Here is a 15,975-nt window from a genome sequence, read left to right on the forward strand (position 1 = left end):
AGTCGGAAGACTGCAGCAAAGTAAGTCCAAGTCTGAAGACTTGAACAAGTGTAGGAAGTATAAACTGCAACTGAACCCTGCCTACTAACTTTCAATCATCTCACTCATAATCTTTGCCGAAAGCAGGCAAAGTGGAATCCCACCGCCGGGATGGACAGATCCGCCGCAGAAATACAGGTTTTTGACCGAGGAGGAGTAATTCGCATGACGTAGAAATGCGGCAAACTTATTATTTGAGCTATTGCCATAGAGTGCTCCCTGGGCACTGGACGTTTTGGTTTCAATCCCCCTAGGATCCAGTATTTCCTCCACTTCGATCAAGGCCTCTATATCAGTTTTCAGGATACGATTGAGCTTATGGATAATATTCCTTTTAGACTCAGCTATCATTTCATCCCAATCCTGTCCTTGATTATTCGGAACATTGATCATAGTGAACCAATTCATACAACCTGATGGAGCATCATCGGCCCTGCGTGTGGAAGTGATATTCAGATAGATCGTAGGATCATCATAGATGTCCCCACGCTTGAAAATATGCTCAAACTCCAATGCGTAATTATCAGAAAAGAAAATATTGTGGAGATCCAGTTCAGGAAAACCACGCTTGATTCCCCAATAAAAAATAAGGGCGGAACTTGATTTCGGCTGATTGAGCAAAAGTTTGGGTTGCTTCTGATCTTTGAGAATGGTCTTGTAAGCATTGACCATGTCCATATTGTTCACCACGAGGTCAGCTTGGATAGTTTTACCTTGCACATTGATTCCCACTGCCCTTTGCTTTTCAACCCGGACTTGATCTACTTTCTTTCCAAAATGGTATCTTACCCCAAGCTCTTCTGAAAGCCTGAAAAGACTCAACGTGATGTCATGCATTCCCTTTTTCGGAAAAAAGGCACCGATGTTAAATTCAAGATGAGGAATAATATTAAGCGTAGCTGGAGTTTCAAATGGATTCGAGCCATTGTATGTGGCATATCGATTGAAAAGCTGTACCAATTTAGGATGGGCAAAGTGCCTTCGGTTTACTTCATTCATAGTAGAGAAAATCCCCAGTTTCCCCATCCTTAAATAGGACCTTAGCGCATGTGAATTTGTCCAGGTGTCCAGCTTATGAAGTGACCTGTTCATAAAAAGTGGGGATAAACTATCATAGATGAAAGCGGAGCTGCGAAGTGCTTCCCGGATACTTGATGCTGGTTCTCCTAGCTTTGTCTGCACTTCTTCCGCAAATTGATTGAGATCGGAATACGCATTCAATCTCGTTCCATCCTCCCAAAAATACCGACAAGTCACATCCAGCTTTTCATAGTCAAAGTAAGACTTTGGTTTTTTGCAAGCTAGCTGAAACAACTCATCCACAAGCTCCGGCAGTGTGAAAAGGGAAGGCCCTGCATCGAATCTGTAGCCTGCCAGCCTGATTTCACTCAGTTTGCCTCCGGGATAGGTATTTGCCTCAAAAACGTCCACTTGAAAGCCCTTCACTGCCAACCGAATAGCCGAAGCAATGCCGGCAATACCTGAACCTATGATAAGCGCCTTCTTAGTCATCGATGTTTTTTAGACCTCTAAACTACTACTTTTAAGAAATGTTAGAATTTTTGTAGCATTTACATACCATTTTCCGTAGAGTATAGTGTATATAACTTATTTTTTATGAAAAAATTACTACTACTTTCCCTACTTGGATTTATTTTCTTCTCCTGTGACAAATTGGACGATCCGGATCTACTAGGTACCTATTCCTATATCCCGGAAGGTTGCGATCCTGAGGCTGATCCTGAATATAACTGCGGAAGCTTTATTACTTTATCGGCAGATGGTGTCGCAGACGTATTACCTAGCGGTGATATAGTATATAGAACATCCTACAAGATCCGGGGAGAGAAAATCATCGTGGCCAAAGCTGATGAAATCATCGATCAGTTGGTTTTTAGGTATGTGGATAATTCTACCTTGAGAAATGAACGAGATGGAGCCCTATGGGTGAAGTAAAGGATTCCTCGGCGTTATAAATCCGTGAAGTAGGCCAAATTTGCTTACTTCACGGATTTCCTGCCGGTCCACCGCTCACTGCTCCTCTAGATTTGTAATCCAGAGGGCTTACAATAGGATTTGCAGTCCGAAATGGCGCTACCCAAAATTCACGAAGATCAAATTTTCTCAAAAATCCTTTTGAAGCTAGTAGCCTCAGCGATCCTGCCATGAAGCTCAGGGATAGCGACTCTTTCCTGCTCAGTGGTATCCCGGTGACGGATAGTCACGGTATTATCCTCCAAGGTCTGGTGATCCACCGCAATACAGAACGGTGTCCCGATCAGGTCCTGTCTTGCATAGCGCTTACCGATCGAGGCAGCATCTTCATAGATAATGTTGAAGTCATATTTCAGCAACTCCACAATCTCCCGGCCTTTTTCCGGTAAGCCGTCTTTCTTAGTGATCGGAAGAACTGCCGCCTTTACCGGGGCGATCGCCGGATGAAGCTTCATATAAGTCCTGCTCTTCTCATCTGTTTTCTCCTCGGTATAGGCATTGCAAAGCGTCAATAGGAACAAGCGATCTGCACCGATCGATGTCTCGATCACATACGGGATGTAATTCTGGTTTACTTCCGGGTCGAAATACTGCTGCTTTTTTCGGGAAAACTCCTGATGGGACTTCAGATCAAAATCAGTCCTGGAGTGGATTCCTTCCACTTCTTTGAAGCCAAATGGGAAGTCAAACTCTATATCCATTGCCGCATTTGCGTAGTGGGCAAGTTTCTCATGGTCGTGCTTTCTCAGCTTTTCAGCAGGGGTTCCCAGTGCCAAATGCCATTTCATCCGCATATCAGCCCATTTCTGATACCATTCCAGCTCAGTACCGGGGCGCACAAAGAACTGCATCTCCATCTGCTCAAATTCACGCATTCTGAAAATAAACTGACGGGCAACAATCTCATTTCGAAAAGCCTTGCCGATCTGGGCAATTCCGAAAGGAACCTTCATCCTAGCGGTTTTCTGCACGTTCAGGAAATTGACAAAAATACCCTGAGCGGTCTCTGGCCTCAGGTAAATAGTCGTAGAATCCTCCGCAACAGAGCCCACCTGGGTGGAAAACATCAAATTGAACTGGCGTACTTCTGTCCAATTGGTCGTCCCGCTGATCGGGCATTTGATGCCTTCATTTACGATGAGATCCCTCACACCTGCAAGATCTTCATCTTCCAGCAATCTCGCCAAAGCGCCTGTCAATTCATTCGCTTTCGCCACGTCGCCGGCTCTTTCAAAAACCGCTGCATGCTCCTCTACCAACACATCCGCGCGGTAACGCTTCTTGGAATCCTTGTTATCGATCATAGGATCGTTGAAGCTGTCCACATGTCCGGAAGCTTTCCATGTAGTAGGATGCATAAAGATCGCCGCATCGATGCCTACTATATTATCCTGAACCCTTGTCATGGTCTCCCACCACAGACGTTTCAGGTTGTTTTTCAACTCAACACCGTAAGCCCCATAATCATACACAGCCTGTAAGCCATCGTAGATCTCGGAACTTGGGTAAACAAATCCATACTCTTTGGCATGGGAAATAATATCTTTTAATTGTGCGTTTTCCGCAGGAGTCTCAGTTTTTGCCATAGGCGCAAAAATAGGTAAAATGAATGAATCCCCGCAGAAAAATGAAAGACTTCAAGTTTATCAAAACTCATACAACTAAATAATTCACAGAGCCGAGCAACCTTAAAATCTAAACTAAATCTTTTAACAATGAAAAAGCTATTACTTGGATTACTTGCTTTCCAACTCTTTTCTTTCGCAGTCTATGCCCAAATCGAAAAAGGAAGTATAATGCTGGGAGGAAATGTGAATTTCAACAATTCAAACTCAGAGCAACTAATAGGAATGCTCCCTAATGTCACGCCATCAATGATGATTCGAAAGATTTCCTTTTCAACCCAAGATTTGGGTATGCCATAGGTAATAATTGGGTCATAGGCACAGCACTTACATTCAATACAGGTGAAACTACAAGAAAAAGTGTTTCATCAACTAGCTCTAGCTCAACGATTGAAGAACAGATTATTGATTACGATGCATTTGGAGCTGCACTATTTGCAAGAAAATATTTTCCCCTTGGGGATAAATTTTCTGTGTTTGGAGAATTGATCAGTGGGGCTATTTGGGGTACTAATAACGCTATATTTAATTCTTCCCAAGGAACTTCCAGTGAGAATGAAGCAAAATACACTCAGTACACGACAAGCTTATCTGCAGGACTGGCATATTTCCCCAAAAACTGGCTGGCACTGGAACCCTCAACCAATCTGGTCTCCTTCACCACAGGAGAATAAAATCAGACATCCCCAAAATACGATTCTTTCTCCTTTGGTCTCAATACTTCCTCCATCAACCTGGGTGTCTCCTTTTCCTAAACAACAAGTAAAAATCCCCAGAAAAATTAAAAGGTCAGCCCATAGACGAGCTGACCTTTTTTGGTTGTTGGTGGTTTTATTCTTTTATCTAAATGTGTATTTAAACCCAAACCCAGCACGGAAATAATCCCCATGATCAGTCGCCAATACGGGTGCCGCTTCCAGTACTAGGCCGAGGTTTTTGCTGTTGAATGGTGTGACCAAGAGTCCAAATGGAATAGTGATGTATATATCATCGCCGTGGTCGTGGCGGTGACGGTCATCATCCAATCCCAAGCCAAGTCCTAAATAGAAATTCACATCATCCTTTCTGACGATATTGTAAGCCCCCATCAGTTCGACCCCAATATCTCCGCCGGTTCCAATTCTGCCCTCACCGAAAATTTGCTTAGAAGGGTCTGTACCTATGGTAACAAAAGTTTCTGAACTTTGAAGATTCACTCCCGCGCTTATCTGTGCTTTTGCTAAAGAAATAAACGCAAATAAGGTTAAGGAAAGTAGTAGTAGTTTTTTCATGATTCAATTTTTAATCTGGATTATTCTTTTCAAATCATCAGCCAAAAATCACCATCCACCTTCAGATCTGCTTATGCGACATCCCTCTTCTGAGCTCTTAAAAGATGCCTCTATGATCTTCAAAACCCTGATGGCCTGTGGAATAGTAATATCCAAAGTAGCCTGTTTTGATATCGCATCAGCGACATTTTGATAGAGAATCCTGTAATCCCCAGGGATGGTCTCATACATTTTCACTTCCTCATTGAGGAATATTTTTCCCCACTTCTCCTCAGTTTCCACACCCCAAGCTGGGCCTTCCGGCTTGTCCCCGGCCTTGAAGGCGGCTTCCTGCACGTCCAAACCAAACTTCTGAAAGGATCCTTTTTTGCCCAAAAGCAGAAACTTTGGCGTCCGTACATTCACCAATGCACCTGCCGTCACCCTGGCTTTCAGCGAGCCATAATCGAGGATAATATCAAAATAATCATCCGCCACGGCTCCAGTACGCTGCTTACGTATATCTGCCTGAACCCAATTTGGAAGCCCAAAAAGCAACACGATCTGATCAATGAGATGCGATCCAAGATCGAAAGTGATTCCGTTTCCAGCTACCTGAGCCTCCCTCCAATTGTCAGAGACATCCGGTCGGAAGCGGTCGAAATGGGATTCCAGATAGACCAAATCACCGAGATCCCCATCCCCCACCAACTTCTGCAAGGTCATAAAGTCCCCATCATACCGACGGTTGTGAAAAACCGAACAGATGAGACCTTTCTCCTTAGCCAATTTATCCAGCACTTCTGCCTCATGGGAAAAAATGGTCACCGGCTTGTCCACCACCACATGCTTGCCCGCTTCCAGACATTGTTTTGCCATAGGAAAATGGAATTCATTGGGCGTAGTGATCACGACAAGATCAGCAGCTCCTGCCGCAAGTAAATCATCCAGAGTCCTAAAAGTTGTGGTCTGGTAAAGTGATTCGCAGCGGTTGGTCCTCCGCTCCACAGAAGCAACAAGCTCCAGATCGGGGCATACATTGATCAGTGGGGCATGCATCTTTTCGGCCACAGAGCCGAAGCCCACTATGGCTGTTCTTATTGGGTTGTTCATGGTTAGATGTTCATTTCGTGGGCTTTGTTCACCAATTCTATCCGAGAACTGACCTGAAGTTTCTGATGGATGTTTTTACGATGGGTCTCTATAGTCTGCTTACTCAAATTCAGTATTTCAGCAATGTTTTTGTTCTGATTTCCATCTTTGATCAATTGGATGATCTCCGTCTCTCTGCGCGAAAGTTTGTATTTCATACGGAACGCATCAAAATAGGCTCCTTGGATAGCTTGTTTTTTCACCCGGTCAAAATTAAGGATATGCCTTCCTTCATAAACTTCATGAATAGTAAAAATCAACTCATCCGGATCCGCATCCTTTAATATAAATGCATCAGCTTTCTTGTCCAGACACTGCTTATAAATCTTCTCCTCATCATACATGGAAAGTACAACCACCTTCACATGAGGAAACTTCTTTTTACAATGTTCCAAGACTCCAAAGCCATCCATAATGGGCATGTTGAGATCCGTTAATATGACATCTGGCTGGTTTTTTGCGATATAGTCGCAAAGCTCTCTGCCATTGGGGAATACGCCGACGACAAGAAAATTTGCTTCTTCTTCAAGAATACCTTCTATTCCTTTCGCGAATAATTTATGGTCATCGGCCAGGGCAATCCTGATCATGAGTAAGAGTAATTAATACTGTGGGGAGATTAAGCTTCAAATTATACTCAATAATCTAATTAGGCAAGGTTAATATGATTTCTGTTCCTTCTCCGACGGTAGAGGTCAGTTCAAATCCCCCACCGATAGTTTGCATTCTGTTTTGGAGATTGTACATTCCGCTGCCATTGGTCTGTAAGGAAGTGTCAAACCCACTCCCGTCATCCTGTATCCGGATTTGCTTAGTTGGGCCATCCTGATGGATTTTTATCAGGATTTTGCCCGGGGAAGCATGCTTCATTGCATTATTAAGGGACTCCTGTATCACACGTATCAAAACCAGTTTTTGGTCTTTTGGCAAATCAATAAGTTCAAAATCTGCTTCCAGCATGGTTTCACAAAAACCGGTGTTTTGTATTCGGTCCAATTGCTGCGCTACAAATTCATTGATGCTGATGGATTCCACCCAATCCAGATTCAGCGTCTTGGATAATCCACGGACTTCCTGAATCACCTGATTCAAAATCTCTTTTCCCTCGGCATGCTTCTCTGGCTTGAGGGAGCCAAAATTAAGCTTGGCCAATGAAAGCAGCTGCCCGATGTTGTCGTGCAGTTCCCTACCGATATGGGCCAGCGTCTCCTGCTGTATCTCATTTTCTATATTCAGCAAGGTCTTCTCATGTTCCGTTTTGATCTGATCCACTTTCTGGCGGTTTTGAGCCTGCCGCTGCCTGTGGATAAATACCATCGCTACTACAAAAGTGGACATGATTCCACCCAGAAATAAGGTAGAAAAGATGATTATGTAAACTTGGTTTTCAACTGAATCCATAGGATGGTTCTCGTTCAAATAGGTTGGGAAGCTTTGGCGAGGCGATGGTCAACACAAAAATGGCCAAATTACAAACAATCATTACTTCATTGATCTGATACATCGACTTACCAAGCTCATAATTGTAAGTCACCAAGAATGGCATAGCCACATCGTTGATGTAAGTCAAAGAATAGGTGAAGAGAAGAAAAGTCATCTGCCAAAAGGAGACCAAGCGAAGGGGATTTGATTTGAGGTAAGTATCATTTGTCATTAATCCAACAAAGTAGAGCCCGCATCCGACCAATATCATATTAGCGCCTATGGAGAATATTATAGGCTGAAACCAGTAAATAGGTTCTAGTCCTGAAAACTGTATAATCTGGCTAGTTACCACAAATACAATCAACATCCAGTTAATGTATTTCTTTTTAGAGGGCTCAAGCCAGGACTTTATTAAAAAAAAGTAAAGCACTGTTAATATTAGTATGTCGCCCACATTTTTCAACCAAAGAGAATATCTGGGAAATTCTGTATTCCCTAGATAAGCATTCACCGCCTTTTTGAACTCATAATTATAGTTGGCATAGCCACCCATGTTACTCCTTAAAACTGTAAATATCAGTATCAAAAAAGGAAGCCAAAAACACAGCTGAGTCTTTTGATCCTTTGAAAGTCGGAAAAAGAAGATTATACCTAAAACAGCGAGTATATCAAGTGCAATCAAATCTGTAGTTAGAAATGCCTGAACAAACCTAGGATCCATTTTTAATTGTCAGTGGGATAAGGTTCACAGTGATAAGGACATTGGTGCCCCCCATTTTGATATTCATCCTCTACTCCTCTTTTTTTGACCACAGAAACAAGCTTTTCTCCCTTCAGATTAGCGGCGCGCATCACTAAGGTCAACTGCCCGCAATAGGCAGAACCTTCTTTTGGGTGGGTTTTTTCAGCGGTTTCCTCGGTGTACTCGGTGAAGTAAAATTGTATTCCTCCCACCTTAGGGTCTTTGTCAGCTTTAGCCAAAAGACCCTCTAGGGTTTCTCTATCTATGAATATCCAGTCGGTTTGATTGGTTTTATTTCCGCTTTTTTTACCCTTGGCGGCTTTGCCTTTTTTGACTTCAGTATCATACTTGGCCTTCATAGCCTCAAAGTCTTTTTTGTCGATTTTCATGGATGGGGTTTATTAAGAATATTCCCCAAAAGATAAGAATAAACTCTACCACTAGGCAATAAAAAAGGAGTGAGATCGTATCCCACTCCTTTTTTTAACAAAAAGAAAAAGAAATTAAGCCAGCTTTTTAGCCTCCTTATCCGCATTTTCCTGATCAAGCTCCCTTTTCATCAAATCCACTACGATAGGAGTAGCGATATAGACGGAAGAATAAGTGCCCACCAGGATACCAATGAATAGAGCGAATGAGAACCCTCTCAATACCTCTCCACCGAAGATCAATAGCACAATCACTACAATCAAGGTAGTGAATGAGGTGATCAAGGTACGGCCTAGCGTCTGGTTGATGGAATCATTAAAGACCTTCACCAATTTATTCACTCCCTTGATCTCTATATTCTCACGGATACGGTCAAATACAATCACGGTATCGTTAATGGAATAACCTATTACAGTAAGCAAGGCCGCAATGAATACCTGGTCGATTTCGAAAGTGGCGCCAAATGCACTGGCGATAGCAAAGGCTGCAATTACGAACAAGGTATCGTGAATCAAGGCAATGATAGATGCCAAGGAGAACTGCCACTTACGGAATCTAAGCAAGATGTAAAGGAATATGGCTACCAAAGCCACAATCATGGCTTCTGCGGAAGAAGCTTTGATGTCATCGGCTACAGTTGCGCCTACTTTGGATGAGCCAGTGATGGCAAATTGACCAGCTGTCAGCGATTCCGCATCCTCAGTGAATGTCAATCCGGTAACAGCCGCAATTCCTTCTTTAACTTTGCTCTCTACCTCTAGGTTTGACTCGGAATCATCTTCATTCACTAAATAAGAAGTAGTCACTTTCAAGGTATTGCTAGACCCGTAGGTCTTTACTTCTACCGATCCGTCAAATTCTCTATCCAAACCGGATTTCAAATCAGAAGCGGCCATAGGCTCATCAAAGGCCACGATATACGAGCGACCTCCCGTGAAGTCCACACCAAATTTCAACCCATTGACAAGAGCTATTCCCAAACCGATCACAATAATGGATGTAGAGATCAGGTAAGCCACTTTTCTTTTGGCCATGAAATCAAAATTCAGGGCACTTAGGGCATTTTTAGAGAATGGCGTAGCAAAACTGATAGAGCTATTGTCGCCTTTTTTGCTCATCCATGATACAATCACCCGGGTGATGAATACCGCAGAGAAGAAGGACGAAGCGATACCGATCATCAATACTATGGCGAAGCCTTTTACAGGCCCCTGTCCCAAAGCAAATAGAATCGCACCAGTAAGGAAGGTGGTCACATTGGAATCCAAAATAGCAGAGAATGCTTTATTGTAACCTGCATTGATCGCTGCCAAAAGGCCTACTCCGTTGCGAAGCTCCTCCTTGATCCGCTCAAAGATCAGGACGTTCGCATCGATGGACATACCTATAGTCAATACAATACCAGCAATACCAGGAAGTGTCAAGGCCGTGCCTAATTGTGCGAGAATTCCTAAAATAAAGAAGATGTTGAACACCAAAGCTGCAATGGCCACAAAGCCTCCCTTGGCATAGTAGGCTATCATAAACAGAACTACAATCGCAAGACCTGCTACCATGGAAAGTAATCCTTGGTTAAGGGCTTCCTTGCCCAATGTGGGGCCGATAATGCTCTCTTCTACGATTTGGGTAGGTGCGGGAAGGGAACCTGACTTTAGGATATTTGCCAAATCCTGCGCCTCCTGAAGCGAGAAGTTTCCTGAGATCTCGGATTGCCCGGTAGGGATCTCCCCGTTTACTACAGGAGCTGTATAAACATAATCATCCAATACCACCGCAATTCTTCTACCGATATTCTCTGCAGTAAGCTTTCTCCATTTTCTTGCCCCGTCAGCATTCATTTGCATGGATACAGCAGGTCTGGATTTCTGATCCAACACTTGACGCGCATCAGTCACTACATCTCCTTCAAGTGGAGCCTGGTCAGTTCCTCTTACAGCCTTGATTGCGAAGAGTTCTAGGGTTTCAGCACCGTCATTGGCTTTAAATGGTTTTACGCCCCACATCAGTTTGATATCTCTTGGCAGTAATGCCGCATAATCCGTGTTTTTCAGGATACGGTTGATAGCCATTGTGTCGCGTAGCTCATACGCCAAACCGGCATTAGGCTTAAGCAAGCTGAACAGCGGAGAAACGTTATTCTCCCCTGCATTGGAAGGATCTATTTCCGCAAGCTGCTTTTCCAGTGCATTTCTCAGGGAATCCTCCTCAGAAAGATCATCTGTAGCAACAGTGTCTGCCGCAACAGGCTGTGCTGATTTGTTAGCCGCTACCCAGGCGCTGTTTACTGATTCCAGAGCACCTCCGATTTCATTTGTCTCGGCAACTTCCCAAAACTGAAGCTTGGCCACTCCCTGAAGGAGATTTCTCACCCTTTCCTGATTGTCCACACCAGGGAGCTCGATCTGGATACGTCCTGAGCCCTGAATTCTTTGGATGTTTGGCTGAGAAGTACCGAATCTATCGATACGGGTTCTTAGGATGTTGAACGAACGTTCAATCGCGTTCTCTATTTCCCTGTCCAAGATTCCTAAGATATCGGAATCAGAAGTGTCCAGAGAAATCCTTCCCCTGTTTGCAGCTGTAGCGAAAACCCCACTTAGCTTTTCTCCTGGTTTGTTTTTCTGCCATGCAGCATAAAACAAATCGACAAACTTGGTGGTAGATGTTTTTGCTTCTTCCCGCGCTTCTTCCACAGATTTGTTGAAAGCGGCATCCTTTGGATTGCCTGCAAGACCTTTCACGATTTCTACAGGAGAAACTGCAAGGGTAACGTGCATCCCGCCCTGAAGGTCAAGACCTAATCCAAGTTCTGTTTCTTTTACCTCTTGATAAGTATAATCCGCACCTAGAAAGTTATACACCGGAGCTCTCCAGATAGAATCCAGATAGCTTTGTCTCTTGGAGAAATTCACATTGCCAGACGCATCAGTAGCGTATTCCTGGGCTTTTTGCTGGATATTGTTTGACACAAATGTGAATGACAGATAGTACAGGCACAGTGCCGTAACGATCACTGTCAAAAACACAATGATACCTTTGTTTTGCATGGGAAATTGAAATTATTATTTGATTATTAATACAGATTAATGGCTTGACCGTAAATCAGTCAAGAACTGTGAAAGCGGGAAACAACTTGGTATCAGGGGCCTTTAGTGGATATGATCCGCTCAAAAAGTATTTCGCCCAGCTGGTTGGGTTGAAAAACGGAAGTCACTTCAGTGATCAAGGCAGTGCCTTCAAAATTTACTATCTCGTGAATCAAATACAGAAGACTGTGGGATACATGCACTACAAAAGGCACTACCGCATCCACCGCAACGTTCAAAAAAGTCTGATCCTGATCACTCGAAGACTGGTCGTTCTTCTCGACTTTAACCCCTTCTGCTGCCTCAGGCACGTATTCTATGCTGGAAATAAACAAACATAACAACAACGCCAGCATTACCGTAAGGCGCTGTTGGAATAGGTTGTTATTTCGTTTTGATGCTTTCATGCGGCGCAAATATAGCCAAATATTTAAAACGTACGTTTTTCCTCCGCCGAATTTCTGTATTTTCCGAGAGAATCAGCGCAATATACTAAAAATCAATTGTTTGTTCAAGGACAGCTCCCGCTAAATCAGACTAATCTGGAACGCAGGTATGTGCGGATGACTTCTAGTGCTTTATCGAAATTCTGATTATTCGGAACAATCAGATCGGCATCGTTCATAAATGGCTTGATGTATTTCTCATACGTGGGCATTACGTGCTGCTCATAGCGATAAAGCACATCATCCAAATCATATCCCCGCTCTACCTTGTCCCTGATGATTCTCCGTTTTAATTTGATGTGGTCCTTGGCATCTATGAAAACCTTTAGATCGAGCAAATTTGCCAGTTCAGGATAATACAGCACAAAAATCCCCTCCACCACTACCACAGGAGCTGAATTAAATGTCAGTGTTTTGGGTTTTTTAGCAGCATTGTTGAATGTATATTCCTCACGCTGCACTGTTTCACCAGCCTGGATCTTGCGGATATCGGAAGCGTACTCCTCGAAATCTATACTTTCCGGTCTGTCAAAATTATAAACCCCGTGCTCATCTATAGGCTGCAATTCCCTGGGTTTGTAATAATTGTCCTGGGAAATCAGGCAAACCTCACCATCCTCGAATGAATTCAGCAAACGCTCCAAAAAAAGTGTTTTCCCTGAGGCAGAACCCCCTGTAATGCCTACAATGAATGGTTTTTTCATGTGGCAAAGTTATGCTGATTTTTGGCTTATCACAGAATTATATATGGCTTAAAAAGGCAATAAGTTCGCTCACAGCTTTTCCACGATGAGAAATGGCGTTCTTTTCCGATAAATCCATCTCTGCAAAAGATCTGTCAAATCCTTTGGGCAGGAAAACAGGATCGTAGCCAAACCCTCCATTTCCGGTCCTTTCCCTCAAAATTTCCCCTTCGGCAATCCCCTCAAATTTATACTCTTCATCCCCGATCAAAAGCGCTATAACGGTTTTGAATCGTGCAGTCCGTAGCGAAGTGTTTCCAAGATTTCTCAGCAACAGATCAATATTCCGCTCATCACTTCTAGGCTCACCGGCATATCTACCGGAATAAACTCCCGGCCGACCCTCAAGCGCATCCACTTCCAGACCTGTATCATCTGCAAAGCAATCCACACCATAATGCTCTTTTACATAGCTGGCCTTTTCAAAGGCATTATGCTCCAGGGTATCCCCGGTTTCTGGAAGCTCTTCCATGCATCCAATAGCTTGCAGTGAGACTATTTCGAAGCCATCTCCAAGTGCAGCTTTCACTTCCTCGATTTTCTTTAGGTTGTTTGTGGCAAAGCAAATTTTCATAGTCCAAAAATAGAATTTTAATGACGTTAAGCCCCTATTCCTCTTTCAAAAAAACATATATAAATAAGAATTCACCTGCGGAAAGAAAATCTGATTATCCGCAATGATGCCAGTAGCCACAAAATCTTTGCTCACCGCATCAGAAGACGGAAACAGGTGACCGAAGTGGCCTTGATGCTATTGATGCCCTATAACTAAAATTCTTTAAGTCGGCAGAAAAGCGGATATGCATAAAAGAAAAATTTCCTTTTCATGTGATCTGCACTGATCTGCGTCTTTATCTCCGGAAACCTGCCTGACGGCAGTCAGGTCTGCGGGAATTAGTTTAGACTTTCAAAAACCTTCTAGAGATCTATCGCATTATGCTTTTGTAAATTCTCAAGCTTGACTGGGCATTGAAAATAGATTCGCTTAATTTCGGTTTTCATACAATACCCAAATCATATGAGTAAAATCACCATCTATTGCGGTTCTAGAAAAGGAGACAGTGAAGTTTATGAATCAGGCGCCCGGGCTCTGGCCCAGGAGATGATCAAGCGGGATCATTCCCTGGTCTATGGAGCAGGAAGAGTGGGGTTGATGGGGGTGATGGCGGACGAAATGCTAGGAGCTGGCAAGGAAGTATTAGGGATAATCCCTCAGAAATTGGTGGATAGGGAAGTGGCTCACCGTGGATGTACTGAACTTATTATCGTGGAAACCATGCGTGACCGAAAGTGGCTGATGGCCGAGCGTGGAGATGCTTTTATTGCCATGCCGGGCGGAATAGGGACTTTAGAGGAGCTTTTTGAGATCATGACGCTGAACCAGCTTTATTATATCCAGAAGCCACTGGCACTTTATAACGTCAATGGCTATTATGATAAATTGATTGCCTTTCTTAACCATGCCATGCAAGAGGGCTTTATGTATCCTGAGCAGGAGGAGCTTTTGATTGTTTCCGATGATCCTTCGGATTTGCTGGATCAAATAGAGGCTTACGAAGCCAAAAGGCCTGCGGATTGGGGATAATTGTCCGGTGTTGGATGCCCGATGACGGATGTTTGTCTGAGCAGCTTGGCCATGGAAGGAAGTCGATAATTGAAGCAAACCAGAAACCACAAGGAAGATAAAATTGTAATTCTATTTTAGTCCAGCTTCTGGAGATGTAGGACAACTGTATTAACATTTGTGCCCTCTGCGAAAAACTCTGTGGCCTCAGTGGTTAAAAAACTCCCGACATCAGACAATTAGCTTAATTTAAAATCATCCTAAAAAGATAATTTATTATTTTTGCGGAGCAATGATCCAGAAACTGTTTCCATTAGACAAAAATTACATTCTTCGCCAGGCACAATCCCTGCTTGAAGAGGAACTGATTGACCGGATGGTTTTTGAGCTGAAGCGTTCTTATACTTCTCTGTACAATCCGCTGCAGTTGATGGACACTACTTACGCCCAGATCCTGGACACCTTTGATTTTCCGAGAGACCATGTGCGTCTGATCTACCGTCAACTCTGCGGAATCTATCGCTACAAGCATGGGGACAATCAGTTGGAAATGCTTTTTGATGGGAGAACACATCTAGAAAAGTTTCAAGAGGACTGGTCGGTTGCTTTTATTGCCTATGTGCGGGAGTTGGGCAACTACGGGCAATATGTGAAGACCATGCTGAGAATGACCCTACTTTTTGACACGGCGTCCCGCGCCGAATGGTCAGAGAATCACTGCAAGGCTTTTATCAACCAATACTTTGATTTGAAGGTGGTGAAAAGGCAGGGTGAGTTGCTGTTGAAAATTGGATGAGGCCGATTAGGTCTTACTTTTTAATAGGTTAGCTTTTAGATCAGAATAATTATAAGAGCCCGGATACTTGATTGCAGACTAATTTTTATTGAAAATCTACTAATGAGTCATAATCAATCATTTAACCTGCTCACGCTAAAACTGCATTTCAGCGAATCAAAAATGTTTCGTGAGTCCCACCTCTGAATATTTAGCCTAAAAAATTTGGAATTCAACAAAACACAACACTTCTTTAAAATTCTTCTACCTAAATTTTGAAAACATGCGAAAACATGCGAATTACACTTTAGCAGGAAATTAGCCATTATTTTTCTTTCAGCATTTTGCTTATTCTCATGCATAGAGCAAGAACCAAAACAAGACGTAAAAATACTATCTAAAGAAATTGAAAATGCGAAAGTATGGTTTGAGCAAAACGAACAAACCCTATGGAATGAAACGGATGCAAATGCAAGGATAAGTAAAAATGAAGTAAGTAGAACACCTAATTGGGATCTTTCAAAACATTTTCTGCAAGCTGATGATAAAGAAGTTATAGAAATCAAACTAGACTATGGGGAGTGTTAGCTAAACTCTGTCCTTCCCTTCCCTTGGGGTACCCCAAGGGAATGGAACTAATTAATTAATTTTCTGTATTGATGTCCAGCTTGAGCCTCCCCTCAAATTTAATGGCCAGCTGCTGG

At 43.1% G+C, this 15,975-nt stretch carries 17 protein-coding genes; 5 read left to right on the forward strand and 12 right to left on the reverse strand.

Going from position 1 to position 15,975, the window contains the following annotated elements; all coding sequences use genetic code 11:
• Positions 1-84 precede the first annotated feature (84 nt).
• Positions 85-1,551 (reverse strand): 1-hydroxycarotenoid 3,4-desaturase CrtD, encoded by a 1,467-nt coding sequence (gene crtD / locus LZF95_RS24000; RefSeq protein ID WP_233757913.1) that lies wholly within the window; start codon positions 1,549-1,551, stop codon positions 85-87.
• Between the two features lie 105 nt (positions 1,552-1,656).
• Here crtD and LZF95_RS24005 point away from each other — a divergent pair, with 105 nt between their 5' ends.
• On the forward strand, positions 1,657-1,995 hold the full coding sequence (locus tag LZF95_RS24005) for a hypothetical protein (protein ID WP_233757914.1): 339 nt from the start codon (positions 1,657-1,659) through the stop codon (positions 1,993-1,995).
• Between the two features lie 158 nt (positions 1,996-2,153).
• Here the strand turns inward: LZF95_RS24005 and LZF95_RS24010 are convergent, their stop codons facing one another.
• Positions 2,154-3,620, reverse strand: a complete 1,467-nt coding sequence (locus LZF95_RS24010) for a glycine--tRNA ligase (RefSeq protein ID WP_233757915.1) — start codon at positions 3,618-3,620, stop codon at positions 2,154-2,156.
• 129 nt (positions 3,621-3,749) lie between these two features.
• Here LZF95_RS24010 and LZF95_RS24015 point away from each other — a divergent pair, with 129 nt between their 5' ends.
• Both LZF95_RS24015 and LZF95_RS24020 read left to right on the forward strand, forming a co-directional pair.
• Complete coding sequence (locus LZF95_RS24015; protein ID WP_233757916.1) at positions 3,750-3,959, forward strand: hypothetical protein; 210 nt, start codon at positions 3,750-3,752, stop codon at positions 3,957-3,959.
• 173 nt (positions 3,960-4,132) lie between these two features.
• Complete coding sequence (locus LZF95_RS24020; protein ID WP_233757917.1) at positions 4,133-4,333, forward strand: hypothetical protein; 201 nt, start codon at positions 4,133-4,135, stop codon at positions 4,331-4,333.
• A 165-nt stretch (positions 4,334-4,498) separates the two neighbouring features.
• Here the strand turns inward: LZF95_RS24020 and LZF95_RS24025 are convergent, their stop codons facing one another.
• From LZF95_RS24025 to LZF95_RS24070, 10 genes are all read right to left on the reverse strand, one after another.
• Positions 4,499-4,930, reverse strand: coding sequence for an outer membrane insertion C- signal (locus tag LZF95_RS24025; RefSeq protein WP_233757918.1), 432 nt, complete (start codon positions 4,928-4,930; stop codon positions 4,499-4,501).
• Between the two features lie 48 nt (positions 4,931-4,978).
• A complete protein-coding gene (locus LZF95_RS24030; protein ID WP_233757919.1) occupies positions 4,979-6,022 on the reverse strand; it encodes a Gfo/Idh/MocA family oxidoreductase in 1,044 nt (347 codons plus the stop codon).
• 2 nt (positions 6,023-6,024) lie between these two features.
• A complete protein-coding gene (locus LZF95_RS24035; protein WP_233757920.1) occupies positions 6,025-6,651 on the reverse strand; it encodes a response regulator transcription factor in 627 nt (208 codons plus the stop codon).
• A gap of 55 nt (positions 6,652-6,706) precedes the next feature.
• Positions 6,707-7,462: a sensor histidine kinase gene (locus LZF95_RS24040; RefSeq protein WP_233757921.1), complete on the reverse strand. Its 756-nt coding sequence runs from the start codon at positions 7,460-7,462 to the stop codon at positions 6,707-6,709.
• Positions 7,449-8,207, reverse strand: coding sequence for a histidine kinase (locus LZF95_RS24045; RefSeq protein ID WP_233757922.1), 759 nt, complete (start codon positions 8,205-8,207; stop codon positions 7,449-7,451). The genes LZF95_RS24040 and LZF95_RS24045 overlap by 14 nt, the downstream gene beginning before the upstream one ends.
• A 2-nt stretch (positions 8,208-8,209) precedes the next feature.
• On the reverse strand, positions 8,210-8,617 hold the full coding sequence (locus LZF95_RS24050) for a molecular chaperone DnaK (protein WP_233757923.1): 408 nt from the start codon (positions 8,615-8,617) through the stop codon (positions 8,210-8,212).
• A gap of 114 nt (positions 8,618-8,731) precedes the next feature.
• The gene (secDF, locus tag LZF95_RS24055; RefSeq protein ID WP_233757924.1) at positions 8,732-11,704 is read right to left on the reverse strand and encodes a protein translocase subunit SecDF; all 2,973 of its coding nucleotides are present in this window, start codon (positions 11,702-11,704) and stop codon (positions 8,732-8,734) included.
• 92 nt (positions 11,705-11,796) lie between these two features.
• Entirely contained in the window at positions 11,797-12,150 is a 354-nt protein-coding gene (locus LZF95_RS24060; protein ID WP_233757925.1) for a hypothetical protein, read from the reverse strand.
• Positions 12,151-12,275: 125 nt separating this feature from the next.
• Positions 12,276-12,893, reverse strand: coding sequence for a uridine kinase (gene udk / locus LZF95_RS24065; RefSeq protein WP_233757926.1), 618 nt, complete (start codon positions 12,891-12,893; stop codon positions 12,276-12,278).
• A gap of 37 nt (positions 12,894-12,930) precedes the next feature.
• Positions 12,931-13,506 carry a non-canonical purine NTP diphosphatase gene (locus tag LZF95_RS24070; protein ID WP_233757927.1) on the reverse strand — a complete coding sequence of 192 codons (576 nt, stop codon included), beginning with the start codon at positions 13,504-13,506 and terminating at the stop codon, positions 12,931-12,933.
• A 444-nt stretch (positions 13,507-13,950) separates the two neighbouring features.
• Between LZF95_RS24070 and LZF95_RS24075 the strand changes: the two genes are divergently transcribed.
• Positions 13,951-14,517 carry a TIGR00730 family Rossman fold protein gene (locus tag LZF95_RS24075; RefSeq protein ID WP_233757928.1) on the forward strand — a complete coding sequence of 189 codons (567 nt, stop codon included), beginning with the start codon at positions 13,951-13,953 and terminating at the stop codon, positions 14,515-14,517.
• A 271-nt stretch (positions 14,518-14,788) separates the two neighbouring features.
• A complete protein-coding gene (locus LZF95_RS24080; RefSeq protein ID WP_233757929.1) occupies positions 14,789-15,292 on the forward strand; it encodes a hypothetical protein in 504 nt (167 codons plus the stop codon).
• Positions 15,293-15,975: the final 683 nt, after the last annotated feature.

Origin of the sequence: Algoriphagus sp. AGSA1 (assembly GCF_021390545.1) — a bacterium.
Taxonomy (GTDB): domain Bacteria; phylum Bacteroidota; class Bacteroidia; order Cytophagales; family Cyclobacteriaceae; genus Algoriphagus.

What these genes read in the sequence shown, in the direction of transcription:
- crtD (WP_233757913.1), bottom strand. Translation starts at nt 1,551, where the DNA reads ATGACTAAGAAGGCGCTTATCATAGGTTCAGGTATTGCCGGCATTGCT.
- LZF95_RS24005 (WP_233757914.1), top strand. Translation starts at nt 1,657, where the DNA reads ATGAAAAAATTACTACTACTTTCCCTACTTGGATTTATTTTCTTCTCC.
- LZF95_RS24010 (WP_233757915.1), bottom strand. Translation starts at nt 3,620, where the DNA reads ATGGCAAAAACTGAGACTCCTGCGGAAAACGCACAATTAAAAGATATT.
- LZF95_RS24015 (WP_233757916.1), top strand. Translation starts at nt 3,750, where the DNA reads ATGAAAAAGCTATTACTTGGATTACTTGCTTTCCAACTCTTTTCTTTC.
- LZF95_RS24025 (WP_233757918.1), bottom strand. Translation starts at nt 4,930, where the DNA reads ATGAAAAAACTACTACTACTTTCCTTAACCTTATTTGCGTTTATTTCT.
- LZF95_RS24030 (WP_233757919.1), bottom strand. Translation starts at nt 6,022, where the DNA reads ATGAACAACCCAATAAGAACAGCCATAGTGGGCTTCGGCTCTGTGGCC.
- LZF95_RS24035 (WP_233757920.1), bottom strand. Translation starts at nt 6,651, where the DNA reads ATGATCAGGATTGCCCTGGCCGATGACCATAAATTATTCGCGAAAGGA.
- LZF95_RS24040 (WP_233757921.1), bottom strand. Translation starts at nt 7,462, where the DNA reads ATGGATTCAGTTGAAAACCAAGTTTACATAATCATCTTTTCTACCTTA.
- LZF95_RS24045 (WP_233757922.1), bottom strand. Translation starts at nt 8,207, where the DNA reads ATGGATCCTAGGTTTGTTCAGGCATTTCTAACTACAGATTTGATTGCA.
- LZF95_RS24050 (WP_233757923.1), bottom strand. Translation starts at nt 8,617, where the DNA reads ATGAAAATCGACAAAAAAGACTTTGAGGCTATGAAGGCCAAGTATGAT.
- secDF (WP_233757924.1), bottom strand. Translation starts at nt 11,704, where the DNA reads ATGCAAAACAAAGGTATCATTGTGTTTTTGACAGTGATCGTTACGGCA.
- LZF95_RS24060 (WP_233757925.1), bottom strand. Translation starts at nt 12,150, where the DNA reads ATGAAAGCATCAAAACGAAATAACAACCTATTCCAACAGCGCCTTACG.
- udk (WP_233757926.1), bottom strand. Translation starts at nt 12,893, where the DNA reads ATGAAAAAACCATTCATTGTAGGCATTACAGGGGGTTCTGCCTCAGGG.
- LZF95_RS24070 (WP_233757927.1), bottom strand. Translation starts at nt 13,506, where the DNA reads ATGAAAATTTGCTTTGCCACAAACAACCTAAAGAAAATCGAGGAAGTG.
- LZF95_RS24075 (WP_233757928.1), top strand. Translation starts at nt 13,951, where the DNA reads ATGAGTAAAATCACCATCTATTGCGGTTCTAGAAAAGGAGACAGTGAA.
- LZF95_RS24080 (WP_233757929.1), top strand. Translation starts at nt 14,789, where the DNA reads ATGATCCAGAAACTGTTTCCATTAGACAAAAATTACATTCTTCGCCAG.